Source organism: Paenibacillus sp. J2TS4, from assembly GCF_018403245.1.
Classification (GTDB): domain Bacteria; phylum Bacillota; class Bacilli; order Paenibacillales; family NBRC-103111; genus Paenibacillus_L.
The window spans coordinates 106,106-123,137 of sequence record NZ_BOSH01000016.1; the positions used below are offsets into that span (position 1 = coordinate 106,106).

The window sequence follows — 17,032 nt, forward strand, 5'->3', positions numbered from 1 at the left end:
TGATCATCCCCTCCTTCCGTTCTCAATAGCTACGGCATGGGCGATACACGGAATGCTTTCTCCCTGCTGATAGGATAGCGGAGACAAAAGAGCTCCCGTCGCTACGACAAGCATTTTGTCGATTTCCCCTTTATACATTTTCTTTAATAAATGTCCGTAGGTTACAACGGCGGAACAGCCGCATCCGCTGCCCCCGGCCTGAACCGGCTGCTTTTCCAGATCAAATATCATAAGACCGCAGTCATCAAAGATGGTTTGATTCATCGGCACCTTATGTTTCTCCAGCAATTCAGAAGCAATGCTGTGTCCCACTTTGGCCAGGTCGCCTGTCACAATCAGATCATACTCCCCGGGCTGGATCCGAAAATCACGTAAATGGGCTTGTATCGTATCCACTGCGGCAGGAGCCATGGCGGCCCCCATATTAAACGGATCCTTAATCCCCATATCGACCACTCTTCCAATCGTGGCCCTGGTCACAACAGGCCCCTCGCCTTCTTGGGCTACAACTGCCGCTCCTGCCCCGGTAATGGTATATTGGGCGGTTGGAGGTTTCTGCGACCCGTATTCGGTCGGATATCGAAACTGCTTCTCGACCGTACAGTTATGACTGCATGTTCCGGCCAAAGCGTAGTTGGCTCCTCCCGAATTGACGATCATCGAGGCAAGAGCCAGACTCTCCATAGAAGTGGAACAGGCACCAAAAACCCCAAGATACGGAATGGACAAGGTACGCGCAGCAAAGCTGTTGCTGATGATCTGGTTCATAAGGTCGCCGCCGACATAAACATTGATTTTTTCTTTGGTCGTTTTGGCGTTCTCAATGGCCAGCTTGGCCGCTTCCTCCATTAATTTGCGCTCCGCCTTTTCCCATGTCTTTTCTTGCAGGGTCATATCTCCGTGAACAATATCAAACTCGCTGCCCAAAGGCCCCTTCCCCTCTTCCGGTCCAACAACCGTAGCCGTCGAGACAATGACCGGCTTATGTTCGAATGACCAGCTTTGATGGCCCCGAAGGATCCTCAATGTCCTCCTCCTCCTGTTCCCATAAAGATTAAGCGAAGCAAACCGATGAAGAAGGCCGCCACCGTTCCATACACGATAACCGAACCGGCGAGCTTGAACATATTGCCGCCTACCCCTAGGACCAATCCTTCGCTCCGATGCTCCAGCGCCGCAGAGCACATCGAGTTGGCAAAGCCTGTAACCGGTACGGCCGTCCCCGCTCCCGCCCACTGGGCAATCTTGTCGTATACTCCCGCGCAGGTCAGAATGACCGAAATGAGAATAAGAATAGCAACGGTTGGATTGCCCGCCGTTTCTTGGGTGAATCCGAAATATGTTTTAAACATGAACATAAGTGCCTGTCCGATCACGCAGATGAACCCTCCCACCACAAAGGCAAGCAAACAATTTTTTAATATAGGGCGAGGCGGCTCTTTATGCTTGGCTAATTCCTGATATTCCTGCATCGTAGGCGTAAAGTTTTTTTTGGCTTTGACATTCACAGCTATTCGACCTCCTGCAATAGTTACGGATCTATATAAATTATTTGTCAAACCGTCTTCGCTTATGAATTTTACGGGAAGGGTATGTTTTCCCGTGGAACTGCAAATATTACTTTAGTGAGTAATCACAGAATAAAACAGGAGGTGTTAGCCGATGACAGTAGCTTCACAAGTTAAAACCTGCTTGGCCTCTTTAAAAAGCGCACAAGCCAGCTTGGAGCAATTTGCGCTCAATACGCAAAATCAGGAAGCCAAAACGATGTTCGAGAATGCTTCCAAAACAACTCAGCAGGTTATTGAGCAAATAGATAACCGGGTTCAGCAGTTGGAAAATGAAGAGCCCCAGTATAAAGGATTCTAACCGAGTACCAGATCATAGATGATTAATAACGATTTGCAACAAAAAACCAGCTTCGCTTCTGCGGTGAATAAGCACCAACGAGGAGAGTTCCCTGGGGGAAAACATAACGGTTTTCCTTCTGCAAACTCACTTCAGGCTTTTGGTCACCATAAGCACGGCTGGTTTTTTTGGGGTGTTCAAGCCCTCAATAGGGCTATAGCAAAAACAATAACAGAAGGACAAGCAAGACGAACAAAATCAGAATGACAATCATTTCCTTTTGGCGGCTCATAAACAGTTACCTCATGGTTTTCTCCCATTGCTGGGGACTGTTGGCTGTTTACAAATAATATTATCGTATGCTAACGCTATTAGTTCGTAAATGAGTCATACGCCTATTCCCGAATAAATGTTATAATATGTTCATCGTGAAGGAGGAATAAGGAATATGACCATTCGGACCAAAGAACAACTAGACGCATTTGTGCAAGAAACGGTCAACCAATGTCCGGTTACCGATATTCATACCCATCTGTTCGCGGAGTCGTTCGGAGATCTGCTGCTCTGGGGTATCGACGAGTTGCTTACATATCATTATTTAATTGCCGAGACGATGAGATTCCGTCCCGAGCTGCCCTATGAGCAGTTTTGGGCGCTAAGCAAACAGGAGCAGGCCGATTTGATCTGGCAAACGCTCTTTATCGAGCATTCTCCATATAGCGAAGCTTGCCGGGGAGTCGTTACGGTTTTGAATAGATTGGGCTTTGACTTAGCAAAGAGGGACCTGGAAGAATACCGTTCCTATTTCCGCTCGGTCACGGCTGAAGAGTATATTGACCGAATTCTGGAATTATCCAGAGTGAAAACCGTTGTTATGACGAACGACCCCTTCGATGATTACGAACGTGCTAAATGGGATCAGGGAATTAAACAGGATTCCCGATTCAAGGCCGCCTTGAGAATTGATCCCCTGCTCAATTTGTGGGATACTAGCTGGCAAAAGCTTAAAGACCAGGGATATGAAGTAACGGAAGAACTGAACGACAACACGCTCGCAGAAATCCGCAGATTCCTGAAAGACTGGATCGGTCGGATGGATCCATTATATTTAGCCGTTTCCCTCCCTTCGGATTTCGCTTATCCGGAAGCTTCGGTCCGCGGAACGATTATCGATGAGTGCATTATTCCGGTAACCCGTGAGTCCGGTATTCCGTTTGCGATGATGATCGGAGTGAAGCGCAAAGTCAATCCGGCTCTTAAAGATGCGGGGGACAGCGTAGGCAAGAGCGACATCGGAGCCGTAGAGCGGATTGTCAGCAAATATCAAGACAACAAGTTTCTGGTCACGATGCTATCCCGGGAAAATCAGCACGAGCTTGCTGTAACGGCGAGAAAGAACCGCAATCTGCTGGTGTTCGGCTGCTGGTGGTTCCTTAACAACCCGAGCTTGATTGAGGAAATTACACGCATGCGTCTGGAATTGCTGGGCGGCAGTGTTATTCCCCAGCACTCCGACTGCCGTATTCTCGATCAATTGCTTTATAAGTGGGATCACTCCCGTAACATTATTGCCAAAGTACTTTGCGATAAGTACGGGGATCTACTGGCTTCCGGATGGCGTTTGGAGGAAGAAGAAATCCGGCGGGATGTCGAGGATTTGCTTGGAGGAACATTCTGGAAGTTTCTGGGGCGTCCCGATCCAGCGGCTATCCAATAAACAGCCATCGGGCTAAGACATATGCAGTATAAGCTTAAAGGCTCACAGCTTCCGCTTCTTTCTAAAGTGCTGTGGGCCTTTAATTATCGATGATCGCCGCTTAACCCGATCCATCTTCAATCGAACTACCCGCCCGATGTTTGCAATAGGACAATTGCGCTATGGCGGTGTGACCCATTGCTGAAGGGACTATCGAGCTATTAATAAAATAGCCCCTGCGCAGGCAAAGAAGAATCCCCATATCCGCGCCCACCTCCAATAAGTGGTGCTCCTCCATTCGTTCTTCGACTCATGGTTTAGCTCGTGATTCGACTCACTTTTCAGAACTCTTTGCGATCTCGCCCCGGCCAACTCAGCGACTGATCTTGGAAAACAGGCGGAGATCAAGCCAAACAAAATAAAAAACAGGCCAAAGTAAAACAATGGTCTCCCCCTTTCAATGCTGGCGAACTCATGCAATCTCCTTTAGTATATTCCCATAAATTAGTTGTTCTAACCTGGGAACTTTTCGCGTTTTGGGTTGTCTTGTCTTATGGAGGTGATTGATTTGGATATCGATTATTTGCGTTACGCCTCCCGGATGGATGCGTATACTTTAGATGAATTAATGAATGATTACGGACAAGACATATGGAATTATGCTTATTTTATTACGAAAAACCGGGCTCAGGCGGATGACATCTCGCAAGAGGTTTTTCTGAAGGCCTATCGTCATATCAGCAGCTTCCGCGGAGAATGCCCGGTCAAATCCTGGCTGCTGAAAATCACCTTTAACTTATGCATCAACTATAAGCGGTCCGCCTTTTTCCGCAAAGTGACATTACGAGATTGGATTCGTCCAAGCGAAACCCATCGTTCCGCTGAAGACGATTATATAGATCAGATGATGAGTGATGAAATATGGAAAACGATCCTGCGCCTACCTGCCAAATTCAGGGAAGTGCTGATTCTGGATATTCAACACGCGATGTCTCTTCAAGAGATGGCTGACTTATTAGGAATCTCTATGGGCACCGTCAAATCAAGGCTTCACCGGGCCCGTGCCAAAGTATCCGCCATGCTGAAGGAGGGGGATAATTATGAAACGATCTAGACCGGATTGGTATGATAAAATAGCTCCGGAGCCATTCACGCAAAAGATGTTTACGCATTCTTTGAAGCAATCCGTTCAAACCAGGGTAAAGCTGGGGCATAATCATGATCTAGCGAAGCGGTATCAGCCGGCTTGGTGGCTTGGAAGCGGAATTGTACTCCTTGGAGCCCTAGCTCTCTTCGCCGGAGGAAATTGGATTCCCTGGAAGGATTCAGGCCGATTTCCGGATGAAACAGCGCCTTATCGAAACCAAAATACGCCCGATAAGAACACATCCATTACGGGGAACTCCCCCCCTCAAGATTCGACAGATAAGCTGGCAAAGCTTCCGTCGTTAGAAAGCCTTCATTGGGCAGATCAACAGCAGGGGTGGGCCATAAGCGGGCAGCAGCTACTGAGGACTACAAATGGAGGACAAAGCTGGGATGATGTCACTCCCGATTCCTTAAAAATGCTATCGAAGCTGGTCTTTTTACAGGCCGGAAGCTACTTCAGTGACCCTCAGCAAGCTTGGCTTGCTCTCTCACCAGCAGAAGAAAACGATACCGCAAGAGGCCAGGTGAGTGTTCTGCGTACCGAGGATGGAGGCAGCCACTGGGAAAGTGTGCCTGTTGACGTCCAAGAACCGTGGGAAGGAGCGGGGATGCAGAAGCTCAGCTTCATTGATGAGCACAATGGTTGGCTGCTGGTCACCTCCGATCCCGGAGCTGGACAGATGGGGAAAGCCCTTTACCGGACCGAGGACGGCGGAATCACCTGGACACGTCTAGGAGAGATCAGCCAGCAGATTGAAAGCTACCCGACTGGCATGACCTTCCTGGATGAACGAAACGGGTGGATCACTTCAATTAACCATGCCCAGGATTATCCCCTCATCTTCCACAGCGGGAATGGAGGCCGAAGCTGGCAGCCAATTAAGTTATCAATTCCGGATGATCTTGGAATAGAATATTACAGCAGCGCTCTTCCGCCCGTCTTCTTCGATTCGAAAGGGCAGGAAGGCTGGATGCCTCTACAATTTTATGCAGCGGAACGATTAATCACAATTCCCTATATCACCCAAGACGGAGGCAGCACTTGGACTCCGACCACAGGAATCGATTCGGAACCGGAGACGGTTCAATTCATTAGCTCGCAAACCGGTTTCTATATAGATCGGAAACAAGGATTATTATTCGCCAGCACAGACGGGGGAGATTCGTGGAAGGAACGTTACCGAAACCCCGATTTTACAGAAGCAAAGCAGTTACATTTTAGCGATGAGCGGAACGGCTGGCTGCTGACGGAGAAAGCCCTCTGGACAACCAGAGATGGTGGACTCGCTTGGAAAATGAAGGCCGAAATCGAACCGGGTAGTTGAATAGCGCAATCCCATACCTAAGGCTAAGGCGTTCCTGAGAGCAGGAACGCCTTTCATTTAAATATACTTAATGGGTAGCGATGTTCTCAATGCGGAAGGTATGAATTCCTTCCCATGACGTGAATGGGTGAAATTTTAGACTGGATCGTCCGTCTTCACCTATCGTAAATCCGGGGTCGATTCCGTCGGTTTGGATAAAGGTTTGCCCATTTTGCCGCTGAAGTTCTTTTATTTTATAGCCATGAGAAGAACCATCCGGGTGGGTGATAACGATATAGCTGTCCTTCATCCTGTCCGGAACTTCCGTATCGAGCAAAAATCCGTCGGAAGCCGCTCCATCTGCCTGTCGCCATACTTCCGTTACGGAACCGGCAATCGGGCCGGCACCCGTCAATTGAACGTCTCCTTTTTGCAGTAAAGTTCCACCGATTAAAGCCATTTCCTCTACCTGGCCATTTTTCAATCGGATCCATCCCATCTTGCCTTGCAGAGTTATATCTCCGATTACGAGCGAATCCTCAGACCGAGGAGAACTTAATATAAGGTCCGTATAGTCTCCATAGGACACCTCAACAGCCACCGCTCCATCCGCTGAAACATCCGGGGTTAGTCTTTCGACCCCTTCAATGATCGGTGCCCTTTCGTTAGTATACGGCTCCATCACTGTAACGAATTGACTTCGGAGGTGGCTGCCCTCTCTTCTTAACACCATTTTGGGCATCCAATATTGGATCGCTTCACTATTAATATCTTTGCCTACTCCGTTCAAGCGGGTCGAACGAAGCGAAGGAGATTTTCCGATGTACAGCTCATTCTGTCCCGGATCCGCCCGCCCGATAATTTTCATACGGGCTTGATCTTGCCCATTCTCGCTAGTCTCCAGGGTCAGCTCGTACCTTCCGTCGGGAAGCTCCGCTTTGCTGACATCGCGGACGTAGATATACCCATAATAATGTCCTTCCGCGCTCCCCGTATCGCCTTCCCCTTCCGGTTCCACCACCTCCGTACCAGGAGGAAGCAAGTACGGACCGTATTCATCCAACGCCAGATCGGTTACAAACTGGCTGTCCCGATTCGCATCTCCTTGCAAAGTGTATTCATGTCTGTTCCCTCCTGCGACCCGGAACAAATCAAGGATATATCCTCCTCCATCCTGACCCGGAAAACGGATCATCCAGGGCTCCCGGCTATATTCGTCCGTTTGCGGATAAGCGGTTTCCTGGCGGGCTCTCATCACCTGAATCCCGGAAGTGACCGGCGCAAACACTTCGATACTGCCTCCGTTAATAGCCTTGCCCGTCTTCTCCATATCTTTGCTGTCAACGACAACCGTATTATGACCAAGAGTAGACGTTGTCCATTGCCGGTATAAAGTATGGGTATAACCGATATCCGGCAGGAGCTCCTGATTTTCTCCATAGAAGACAAGATTCAACGGATCATAATGATTATGACCGTATTTAGGCACGAAAGACAAATACAGCTGGCTCTGATCCTCCGCCGGCTCCCTTCCTTCTCCTTCGTCTCTGGCTTGTCGGGCAGCCTCATCCAACAGAGCCAGCTTGACAACTCCCATCTTATAATTGGTGGAAGCCTCGTCCTTGCCGACATTGTCAAAGCTGATCCAGTGGGTCCCCTGCGTAAGTTCCATCATCCCGAGCGCTTCATATTCATGGACGCCGGAAGTAGGGCTGTAGAAGTTATAATTGTCGACCAACGTTTGCCCGTCTATGGATATATCGTAGCGTCCGTAGCTGCCGGCTTTAAATGGCTTCAGATTAATCTCGTACGTATCGGCTGCCGGAGCCTCGAAGGCAAAGACAATTCTTTGACCGGGTGAGTTTGCTTCCAATTGAATCGTTTCGCTATTCGCGAAATAACGGTAATCCACCGATTGTTCCTCTACCCTCATGTCCGCAAAAGGACAGATTAACCCATATTCCGGTTCAACTCCTTTGCCTCGTCCCCGGGTCATTCTCGCTATTCCCGAAGCCGGCTGCAACAAGGAACCCGCATCATATTTCGGGGCCGGCGCCTTTTCATTAGCCCAGGTATCCATTATCGGGAAGTATTTGCCATCCGGATAAACCATCAAATTCGGGAGCTCTTGGGCTTTGCCAAGCACCGGGAATCGGTTTCCCATGTCCAGCTGTTCGAACCGGTTTCCAGATCTCGGAGAGACATAATCTGCCGGATCACTCCAGCCTTCAAGCGCATTGATGGCTTGCCCCACTCCACCGATTGATTGATTATGATAAGAAAAGGTCACTTCCTTGAAAAATCCATCGAACAAATAGGTCTCCATCGAATAATTCTCTACAAGCTCTACAGCTTCATGAATGTAGCTCGGATCGTCCAATGCTTTCCCGAGCTCTATCGTTCCTACCCAGTTATTGTATTCCATATTATGATTCAGAACAGGATAAGACCTTGTATAATCGATGGATGGTTTAAACATATCTTCGATGATCTTCTTCTCCACATCCTCTCCGACCTCACCGCTTAATACTTCAAAAGCGTCCGTCTTGCTGACTTCCGAATAGGCCTGCATAAGATGCTTTAAACTGTTCAGATCAGCCGTATACCAGCGATACCAGACTCCGCCCCAATAGGCGTAAGGAGGGCCGGAATCCGCATTGAGCGGGTAATTTTGCCACATGTAATCATTAGTGGGCACGTAACCTTCGTACACTTGGGCAAACCGGTACAAAAGACGCGCGGCACCAAGCGGATCCTGTTTGGCCAGAATAGGAGTTTGCTGCAGAACATAATCCCTTTGCTTGTACCATAAATGAGCTGTAATAAAATACTTTTTACCGCTCTCATCCTCATAATAAGGATAGTCGACGATTTCCCCTTTCCGGTTGCGAACGGACATGACTTTATTTTCTTTGTAAATATCGTTGGGGTATGTCAAATCACTATGAACAGAGGTCATCTGTCCGGGCTGTGCCGGGTCCCAGTCATATAAAGTATACGGTCTCAATTCGGAACGATCTGGCAGTCCGGTAAAAATAAACCCAACTTTGTCCGGAATCAGCTCTAGCAAGGATTGTACCTGCTCAGAGGGAGGAGCGGGCGCTACGGGAGTTTTCGGGCTCTCTATTCGTTCCTTTAGAGCCGCATATTGGCGATCGCCGGCGTCGATCAAGTCTTTGCGATCAAACACGATAAAGGCTGAATAGTCCTGATCCGGCGCTCCCTGACTCACCTTCAATTCAAGACGGTACAGGCCTTCCTCCTTTGGCTCGGGATGACTGAAAGCTATAGTCCATCTCTCTCCTCTTTGGTCTATCTGAACATCCTCAAGCTCTGACCAAGCCCCTGAAGGGGTCCCCCACCTTAAAGAAACACTTGTTTTTTTGCCTACATGAATGTCCTTTCTTTTGAACGAAAACTCCTTGTCGGTATATCCCAGATACTTGAATTCGGTTTGTTCGGGAATCCATGCTTGTCCCGATTTGGGGTCTTTATTCAACGAATCGGACGGAGGCATCGGGCTAAAGGAGAGGCGGCCAAAACGACCTTGGTCGGCAATATTCCCGACAAAAGTGACTGCCGACGCGCCAGTGTCCGAATAATACGAGTTACGAACCTGTATCCACGAACTTAAAGGCTTCGTGCTGATTTTATGCAAAAAGACGACGTTGAAGCCCCATGGCATCTCCGTTTGAATAGAGGGGATTCCTAAAGAAGCTAGAGGGATGGCGAGTTCCGCTGTAAATATCCCGTCTATAGTTTGCTGTCGAACCTTGGTGCCTGGCACCGCTTTTGCCCCCGGACCCCAATTAGTCCTATAGGGCAAATTCAGAGCCTCGTTCTTGACGTTAACTACATAGTAGGCATCCTCCTCGCCCGGAGGCTTGATCATCAGATCGACGAGGGCCAAGGTCGGCTCTTCTTCGCCTGGAGCTTGAATTGCCGCATACAGATTAGAAGAATCATAGGTCACTTTAACAACCGTTCCTGGCTCGGCTGGGTGATTATCATAAGCCGTAACGAAGGAATTTAATTCGGCTGCTGTTGACCAGGCCGGATCTGATAAGCTGCCGTCGATGACGGGTGGCTGAGCAGTCCCCGGAATATAAGCATGCTTGTCCACATAATGCCGGATCGACTCTGGGGCGACCGCAGGCCCGCTCCTGTTCCCTTCCATTGGTGCGGCAACTGCCCACCCGGTCGTTCCCGTTAGAGCCATCAGGAGAATCAACATGATTAACCCTGGTTTTTTTAACATCCGCCAGCTCTCCTTTTATCGAATGATTTTGCAGGTAGCTACGCAGGCTGTTATCTAGGTGGCATTAATCGATACTAAAGCGTTTACATTTTGGAGCGATGCTTACTTCTACCTCCCTTCGCATCTGTCGAGATAAAGCTTCCTGTTAGCTATAGTCCGGGGTACTTAGTCTAATGAAGCCATCTCAACAGTTTATTCCTAATATTGTATTTTATCCTTATGTTGTATTCTGCATCCTCTCTCTATTTCCTTGTGACAATTGAAAAAAATTGCGACCCAACCTACCTTAGACAGTAAGTTTCATACTCAACTGCAAGGGTGTATTATCTTCAGATACTAAAATGGTCGCAAAATAGGACTTTGCTGGTGCCGCATTAGCAGTCTACTCGCACCAATTAAGGATGTTTTAAAAGCGAGGCTTGGAACCTTGCTGGTGCCACCAGGTTAGCAGTCTATGCTCGCACTGCACGGGGATCTAAATGGATTTCATGCAGCTAGTTTGCTCTGTTTGAGGTTAAAAACGAAAACTAAATGGAAAACCTCCATCTATTTTGTGCAAAAAGGGGGATATCGGCAAAAATCCGCCATTTTAAATGCAGTTTTTCCATCTAGCCTAGTCCATTTTCACCATTTACTTCCATTTACCTACATAAAATACAGCTAGATCGCTTCTCTTGCCGCATTCGCTTCCATTTACCTATACAAAATCCAGTTAGACGCTGCCCTTCTACTCGCACTTTTCCTGGGTGAACTAGGCGGAGAAACAGCTAGACGCTACCCTTCTCCCGGGCGAAAAAAGCAAGGCACCTGATCTCTTCGCGCTCCAGTGACTGCAAGGTTTCAACCTGATTTTCGGTTCTGCAAAAGTAAAAGTATAAATATACTAAGTCCTAATCTGCTCTACTATTTTGCACAAGTCTTATTAAATAGAATGATCAAAAAAATTAGTTCCCTGCTCTTTTTTTAACAGGCTAATGACCCAATCACACCATTCCGCCTGACTTCGGGCGCTGCATATTCCTTTATTAAGCAGCAAATATCTGGAAAAATGGGGAGAATCCATATCCGTCATCCTCCCCCCGCACTCCTTCTTCAACTCTTCGAGCCGCTGCGAGAAGTGCTCCATTCTCTGACGAGAATGAGATAACCGCTGCTGAAATAATTTTAATGTGCTTTCCGCACCCGCTAGCCAGAGGCAGTATGTTTTAAGAACAAGCTCATCCCGGGTTACCGGCGGAGATGCTGGCTCCACGACCCATTGACGAACGGCAGACCGCCCCTGCTCGCTAATAGCATACACCTTCTTATTCGGCTTATTTTGTTGAGGAACAATAGTATGGGCAACGTAGCCTCTCTCTTCCAGCCGGGCAAGCAAAGGGTAAATTTGGCTGTGCTTGGCTTCCCAGAAGGGCTGCAGCTTAATCATCAGATCGTATCCCGTACAAGGACCTCTCGTCAAAATTCCAAGCAACCCATACGCCAAAGTGTTCATAATAAGGACAGTCCCCTTCCCTGTACAACTATTGACATCTACTTTCTTGAACGATTAGTATTATCATTAGCTTTTATTATATGTAACTATTTACATATAAGCAATCGATAAACGATTGACATCCCAGCCTTATACTGGAGGTTCTTATGAAAACAAGCAGCTCTAACTCGTCTGCCTTTTGGCCGATTATGTTCGCCATCTTCTTCGGCAATTTTCTTGCCATTTTAAGCACAAATACGGTTACCGTCGCTCTACCGGTACTGATGGATCATTTTCATACCGATTTGAGCGCGGTTCAATGGACATTGGCCGGCTTCATGCTGGCGACCGGTACCGTCGCCCCGATAGTCGGCTATCTCGGTGATCGCTTTACCTATAAAAAGCTGTACTTGTTTGCTCTCATCGGTTTTACCCTCGTTTCCGGGCTCTGCGCAATGGCGTGGGACATCCGGTCACTTATTGTATTCCGCGTCCTTCAGGGGATTTTCAGCGGACTCATCATGCCGACAACGATGACAATCGTCTACCAGGTCATCCCGCGGGAAAAGCAAGCATTCGCTCTAAGCATCTGGAGCTTGTCCATGATGCTTGCTCCGGCTTTCGGTCCGACGCTGGCCGGTTGGTTAATTCATATGTTCAGTTGGAAATGGCTGTTTCTCATGAACTTGCCGATCGGTGCGGCCGGCGTAATCGCCGTCATTCTGTTTATTCCGAAGTATCGCCTGACTTCAACGAAATCATTGGATCTGCCCGGATTTATCGCCGTTATTCTGGGCAGTCTGTCTCTACTGATAGCGTTCAGCGAGGGAGGTGTGTGGGGTTGGACCTCTTGGACAACGATATCTTTAATCTTTGCCGGTCTTGTTATTCTGGCATGGTTCGTACGCAGAGAATTGACAACTCCGGACCCTCTGCTAAATCTGAGGGTCTTCAAATATTCTAGATATACGATCAGCATCGCTCTTAATTGCATCATAACGATCAGCTTGTATTCGGGAACGTTCCTTGCGCCTGTATTCCTGCAGACCATCCAGCAGGCCTCCGCGTTGACGACCGGCTTGATCTTGCTTCCCTCCTCGCTGACCATGGCTATCTTCATGCCGATTACCGGCAAGTTGTACGAGCGATTGGGCCCTTTCAAGCTTATTTTCGCCGGATTGGTGCTCATTGGCATCGGCACTTGGGAAATGAGCCGGATGTCGATCGATACGTCTCACGGCTACATCACTTTTTGGATGGCCGTTCGCAACGTAGGGATCGCTCTTTCGTCGATGCCTACGCTGAACGCCGGGATGGAAGTCATCCCCCGCGACTGGACCGGTCATGCCTCGTCTATTAACAACTGGCTTCGTCAAGGCCTGGGCTCCTTCTCCATCGGTCTGTTCACTTCGATTCTCGGAATTCGGACTGCCTCCCATTTGGCAGACCTGAAAGCATCGGCTCCCGGCACCACCGCTGCCGATTGGGAGCAGCAAGCTTTTACACTCGGAGTTAACGATGTGTTTACGATCGCGACGGTCATTGCCTTGATTGGGCTGCCGTGCACTTTTCTTCTGCTGCGCAAAGGAAAGAAGACGGCAGAAGCCGCAACGGAGCCATCCTGACGGCCGAGAATGGATGTTTGTGTTTGAAGCACGGAGGTACTTCCCTTCGTACTGGAATAGAGGCTTTTCATCTCAATAACAGCCTAAGCGACTAGAGGTAAAGAAAATGAGAAAAACACCTGCCGGAGTCCTTCCAAGATGAGCGACCGCGTTTAGAGGTTGTTTTTATCGCCAATAGAATTCAGTCATAAAATCATTCATAATTCCTAATGGACTTACAACCATCCTGTACCACTGCTCATAGTGAATCGGGATGGTTTATTTATTGTGCTCATTAATCGGGGGATGCAGCTTGATGCGGCTTCGCTTCCTAAGTCGTTAGCTTTTTTCCCGCCCGTACAGGCACGGTTAGGCGATGGCCCACATAGAATGTAATATTCGTCAAAGGCGCCCATGAGGCAGTCTTGTTCCGCTAACGCTCAGGAGGTGACAGATGTGCCGGGCCTATTTACGGCAATCGCTTTATTCATCAAAGAACTGATGCTCCTCGTCTCTTATGTCAAAAACAACGCGTTCCCCCAACCTCTGACCGAAGAGGAAGAATCGAAACATCTTAAACGAATGGCTCAGGGCGACCCTCATTCGCGCAACATGCTCATTGAGCATAACCTGCGGCTGGTCGCTCATATTGTCAAGAAGTTCGATAACACCGGAGAAGATTTGGAAGATTTGATCTCCATTGGAACCATCGGGCTGATTAAGGCAATAGAAAGCTATTCCCCCGACAAAGGGACGAAATTAGCTACCTTTGCTGCCCGTTGTATTGAAAATGAGATTCTGATGCATCTCCGTTCCCTCAAAAAGACGAGAAAGGACGTATCGCTTCATGATCCGATCGGGACTGACAAAGAGGGCAATGAAATTACTTTGATAGATATCCTGGGGACGGAGGCGGATGATGTAGCGGAACGGGTTCAGCTTAAAATCGAAAAAAGCAAAATTTATGACCATCTCGACATCTTGGATGACCGGGAGCAGGAAGTAATCAAAGGGCGCTTCGGCTTAGTGCTGGGCGGCGATGAAAGAACCCAAAGAGAGATTGCAAAAGAACTGGGTATTTCCCGTTCCTATGTCTCCAGAATTGAAAAGAGAGCATTAATGAAGCTGTATCACGAATTTTATAAGAACAAGTAATAGATAGACTTCAACGGATTGTTGCCGCAGGCTTAAAAAAGAACTTGGACATCACTCCATCAAGGAGTCAACTTTTATGCACTGGTAGGTCATAATTTACTTAACAGATCCCACCCGCGCCTCTTAACAATGCGAAATTGGGTGGGCCATTTCATTTTGAGGATGGTTTTGAAATTATTTTAATAGATATCCATGAGGCAGAAGCTAATAATGTGGCGAATCGTGTTCAGCTCACATCGAAAAAAGTAAAATTATCCCCATTTCATTTCCCATGGAACGTTTCTAGTTCTTCCACGTGTTCAATCCGTCTTTCCTATCAATTGAGTAACGGATCCGTCTCTAAAAGGTTACCTTCAGAATCATCATTCTTATACCGCATAGTTACTTTCTTTATTCAAATTTTTTCATTTGCTTAGCTTCGAATGAGCTAATTATCGTCAGTTCTACCCAAAAGAAGCTGGTCAAATAAGCTGGCATAAGATATAATTCTAATTTGTGAATATCGGACCCGGCTTTTCTGAGAGTGGAAAGTCAACAAATATCTATCACAGTCAGGAACTGTCGACAATAAAGATTAAGTTATACATAGAGCGTTATTAGGGGGATCGGGACGGAATATTGGTCTTCTATCGCAAATTCCCGGGTCTGCCAACAGAGGGAAGGCAGGACAAGACTTATAGCGAGCTTTCAATGACGCTTTATGGGAGCGGATAGGATCCGGTCTTTATTGCTGAGTTGCAGGAGGAGTTTAATTTTTAGATGGGACAACTTAATAAGGAATGGTTTTCTAACACCCGGATGGACATTCTTTCCGGGATTACGGTAGCTTTTGCCTTGATCCCGGAAGCGATCGCCTTCTCTCTTATTGCAGGAGTAGATCCGATGGTAGGCTTATATGCTTCTTTCTGTATAGCCGTCGTTATTTCCTTTGTCGGAGGAAGGCCGGGGATGATTTCCGCAGCTACCGGGGCGATGGCGCTATTAATGGTAACCCTAGTTAAAGACCATGGACTGGAATATTTATTTGCCGCCACCATTCTGGCCGGAATTCTCCAGTATGGCATGGGTCTGCTAAAGCTGGGCCGCTTTATTACCTTCGTCCCCCATTCGGTCATGACCGGGTTTGTCAATGCGCTGGCGATTCTTATTTTTGTAGCCCAACTCACCCATTTTGTTGGACAAAGCTGGATTATGTACGCTTTGGTCGGATTAACGCTCGTTATTATTTATATTTTGCCGAAATTCACCAAAGCCTTCCCTTCAGCTCTTGCCGCCATCATTATAGTATCCATCCTGACTATCGGGCTTGGCTTGAAGGTCAATACCGTGGGAGATATGGGGACCATCACCAGCTCGCTACCGATTTTTCAACTGCCTCAGGTGCTGTGGACATGGGAAACCTTGCTCATTATCTTTCCTTACTCGCTCTCCTTGGCGATCGTCGGTATTCTGGAATCCCTTCTGACCGCTACCATAGTGGATGAAATGACCGATACGAAAAGTGATAAAAACAAGGAGGTAAGAGGCCAAGGGCTGGCCAATGTCGTTACCGGCTTCTTTGGCGGGATGGCAGGGTGCGCTATGATCGGTCAGTCCGTTATTAATGTAAAATCCGGTGGCCGGACGCGACTTTCTACTTTTGTTGCTGGTGTGTTCCTGTTATTCTTAATTATCGTTGCCGGAAAAGTGGTTCAACAGATTCCCATGGCCGCACTAGTCGGGGTCATGATCATGGTATCCATCGGAACATTCGATTGGGACTCGCTTCGGAACATTAGAAAAATTCCCGTCAGCGATTCATTCGTTATGATAGTCACGGTATCGATCGTTGTAGCTACTAATGATTTATCCAAGGGCGTAATGGCAGGCGTTCTGCTCAGTACAGTCATTTTTGCCTGGAAAATGGCAAAGATCCGGATTGAAGCTGCTGTTAAATCCAACGGCAGCCAAGTCTACAGGGTAACGGGTCAATTGTTTTTTGGCACGACGTCTGATTTTATGGGCCAATTCAACCATAACGAGGACCCGGACAGCATCGTCATCGATTTCACTCAATCCCATGTATGGGATCACTCGGCAGTGACAGCTATTACTAAGGTCATAATGAAATATCAGCAAATGAATAAAAAAGTAACCATTACCGGACTCAATAAAGACAGCCGGCTCTTAATGAAAAAAATCGGCCTCGACCCGTCGACTGGCCAAGGATGAAAAAAAGCCCGCCCTCCATCAGTTGTTATGCTCCCCTTGAGGTAGACAGTTGAAATAATAAAACTGTTTACTGTAAGGAGGAGCGTTTTTTCATGTCTCATAAAGCAAAAGTATCAGGATCAGAAAAGATCGCAGCTATTGAAAAGTATTTACGTGGAGAAGATTCGCTTAAGCATATAGCAGTTCTTCTTGATGTACACCCTTCATCTATCAGGCAATGGCTTCAGACTTACCAGTCATTAGGTCCAAACGGACTGCTGCAAACATCTAAGAATGCTGCTTATTCTGCAGAGTTAAAGAGAATAGCTGTCGAGGATTATTTGGCTGGTGGCGGTT

Annotated in this window: 13 protein-coding genes; 9 read left to right on the plus strand and 4 right to left on the minus strand. The window is 47.7% G+C overall.

The window, feature by feature from the left end:
- Positions 1-3 precede the first annotated feature (3 nt).
- On the minus strand, positions 4-1,020 hold the full coding sequence (gene spoVAD / locus KJS69_RS25250; RefSeq protein ID WP_213586597.1) for a stage V sporulation protein AD: 1,017 nt from the start codon (positions 1,018-1,020) through the stop codon (positions 4-6).
- 2 nt (positions 1,021-1,022) lie between these two features.
- Positions 1,023-1,472, minus strand: coding sequence for a stage V sporulation protein AC (gene spoVAC / locus KJS69_RS25255; protein ID WP_213586598.1), 450 nt, complete (start codon positions 1,470-1,472; stop codon positions 1,023-1,025).
- Between the two features lie 190 nt (positions 1,473-1,662).
- On the opposite strand from spoVAC, the gene KJS69_RS25260 reads away from it, so the two are divergent.
- From KJS69_RS25260 to KJS69_RS25280, 5 genes are all read left to right on the plus strand, one after another.
- Positions 1,663-1,869: a DUF1657 domain-containing protein gene (locus KJS69_RS25260; RefSeq protein ID WP_213586578.1), complete on the plus strand. Its 207-nt coding sequence runs from the start codon at positions 1,663-1,665 to the stop codon at positions 1,867-1,869.
- 18 nt (positions 1,870-1,887) lie between these two features.
- Positions 1,888-2,115 carry a hypothetical protein gene (locus KJS69_RS25265; RefSeq protein ID WP_213586579.1) on the plus strand — a complete coding sequence of 76 codons (228 nt, stop codon included), beginning with the start codon at positions 1,888-1,890 and terminating at the stop codon, positions 2,113-2,115.
- A gap of 181 nt (positions 2,116-2,296) precedes the next feature.
- Positions 2,297-3,565: a glucuronate isomerase gene (locus tag KJS69_RS25270; protein WP_213586580.1), complete on the plus strand. Its 1,269-nt coding sequence runs from the start codon at positions 2,297-2,299 to the stop codon at positions 3,563-3,565.
- Between the two features lie 538 nt (positions 3,566-4,103).
- The gene (locus KJS69_RS25275) at positions 4,104-4,658 is read left to right on the plus strand and encodes an RNA polymerase sigma factor (protein ID WP_306434432.1); all 555 of its coding nucleotides are present in this window, start codon (positions 4,104-4,106) and stop codon (positions 4,656-4,658) included.
- Entirely contained in the window at positions 4,645-6,018 is a 1,374-nt protein-coding gene (locus KJS69_RS25280; protein ID WP_213586582.1) for a beta propeller repeat protein, read from the plus strand. The genes KJS69_RS25275 and KJS69_RS25280 overlap by 14 nt, the downstream gene beginning before the upstream one ends.
- A gap of 67 nt (positions 6,019-6,085) precedes the next feature.
- Here KJS69_RS25280 and KJS69_RS25285 read toward each other — a convergent pair whose 3' ends face one another.
- Complete coding sequence (locus KJS69_RS25285) at positions 6,086-10,255, minus strand: heparinase II/III domain-containing protein (protein WP_213586583.1); 4,170 nt, start codon at positions 10,253-10,255, stop codon at positions 6,086-6,088.
- Positions 10,256-11,177: 922 nt separating this feature from the next.
- Complete coding sequence (locus tag KJS69_RS25290; protein ID WP_213586584.1) at positions 11,178-11,747, minus strand: PadR family transcriptional regulator; 570 nt, start codon at positions 11,745-11,747, stop codon at positions 11,178-11,180.
- 146 nt (positions 11,748-11,893) lie between these two features.
- Here KJS69_RS25290 and KJS69_RS25295 point away from each other — a divergent pair, with 146 nt between their 5' ends.
- From KJS69_RS25295 to KJS69_RS25310, 4 genes are all read left to right on the plus strand, one after another.
- Positions 11,894-13,351, plus strand: a complete 1,458-nt coding sequence (locus KJS69_RS25295; RefSeq protein WP_213586585.1) for a DHA2 family efflux MFS transporter permease subunit — start codon at positions 11,894-11,896, stop codon at positions 13,349-13,351.
- A gap of 435 nt (positions 13,352-13,786) precedes the next feature.
- The gene (gene sigK, locus KJS69_RS25300; RefSeq protein ID WP_213586586.1) at positions 13,787-14,485 is read left to right on the plus strand and encodes an RNA polymerase sporulation sigma factor SigK; all 699 of its coding nucleotides are present in this window, start codon (positions 13,787-13,789) and stop codon (positions 14,483-14,485) included.
- 759 nt (positions 14,486-15,244) lie between these two features.
- Complete coding sequence (locus tag KJS69_RS25305; protein WP_213586587.1) at positions 15,245-16,696, plus strand: SulP family inorganic anion transporter; 1,452 nt, start codon at positions 15,245-15,247, stop codon at positions 16,694-16,696.
- 92 nt (positions 16,697-16,788) lie between these two features.
- Positions 16,789-17,032 (plus strand): helix-turn-helix domain-containing protein (locus tag KJS69_RS25310; RefSeq protein ID WP_213586588.1); only part of this gene is annotated, 244 nt, incomplete at its 3' end.

Excerpts from the sequence above, each read along its gene's own strand:
- KJS69_RS25285 (WP_213586583.1), bottom strand. The coding sequence starts at position 10,255 with ATGTTAAAAAAACCAGGGTTAATCATGTTGATTCTCCTGATGGCTCTA.
- KJS69_RS25295 (WP_213586585.1), top strand. The coding sequence starts at position 11,894 with ATGAAAACAAGCAGCTCTAACTCGTCTGCCTTTTGGCCGATTATGTTC.
- KJS69_RS25260 (WP_213586578.1), top strand. The coding sequence starts at position 1,663 with ATGACAGTAGCTTCACAAGTTAAAACCTGCTTGGCCTCTTTAAAAAGC.
- KJS69_RS25305 (WP_213586587.1), top strand. The coding sequence starts at position 15,245 with ATGGGACAACTTAATAAGGAATGGTTTTCTAACACCCGGATGGACATT.
- KJS69_RS25270 (WP_213586580.1), top strand. The coding sequence starts at position 2,297 with ATGACCATTCGGACCAAAGAACAACTAGACGCATTTGTGCAAGAAACG.
- KJS69_RS25290 (WP_213586584.1), bottom strand. The coding sequence starts at position 11,747 with ATGAACACTTTGGCGTATGGGTTGCTTGGAATTTTGACGAGAGGTCCT.
- KJS69_RS25280 (WP_213586582.1), top strand. The coding sequence starts at position 4,645 with ATGAAACGATCTAGACCGGATTGGTATGATAAAATAGCTCCGGAGCCA.
- spoVAC (WP_213586598.1), bottom strand. The coding sequence starts at position 1,472 with ATGCAGGAATATCAGGAATTAGCCAAGCATAAAGAGCCGCCTCGCCCT.
- KJS69_RS25265 (WP_213586579.1), top strand. The coding sequence starts at position 1,888 with ATGATTAATAACGATTTGCAACAAAAAACCAGCTTCGCTTCTGCGGTG.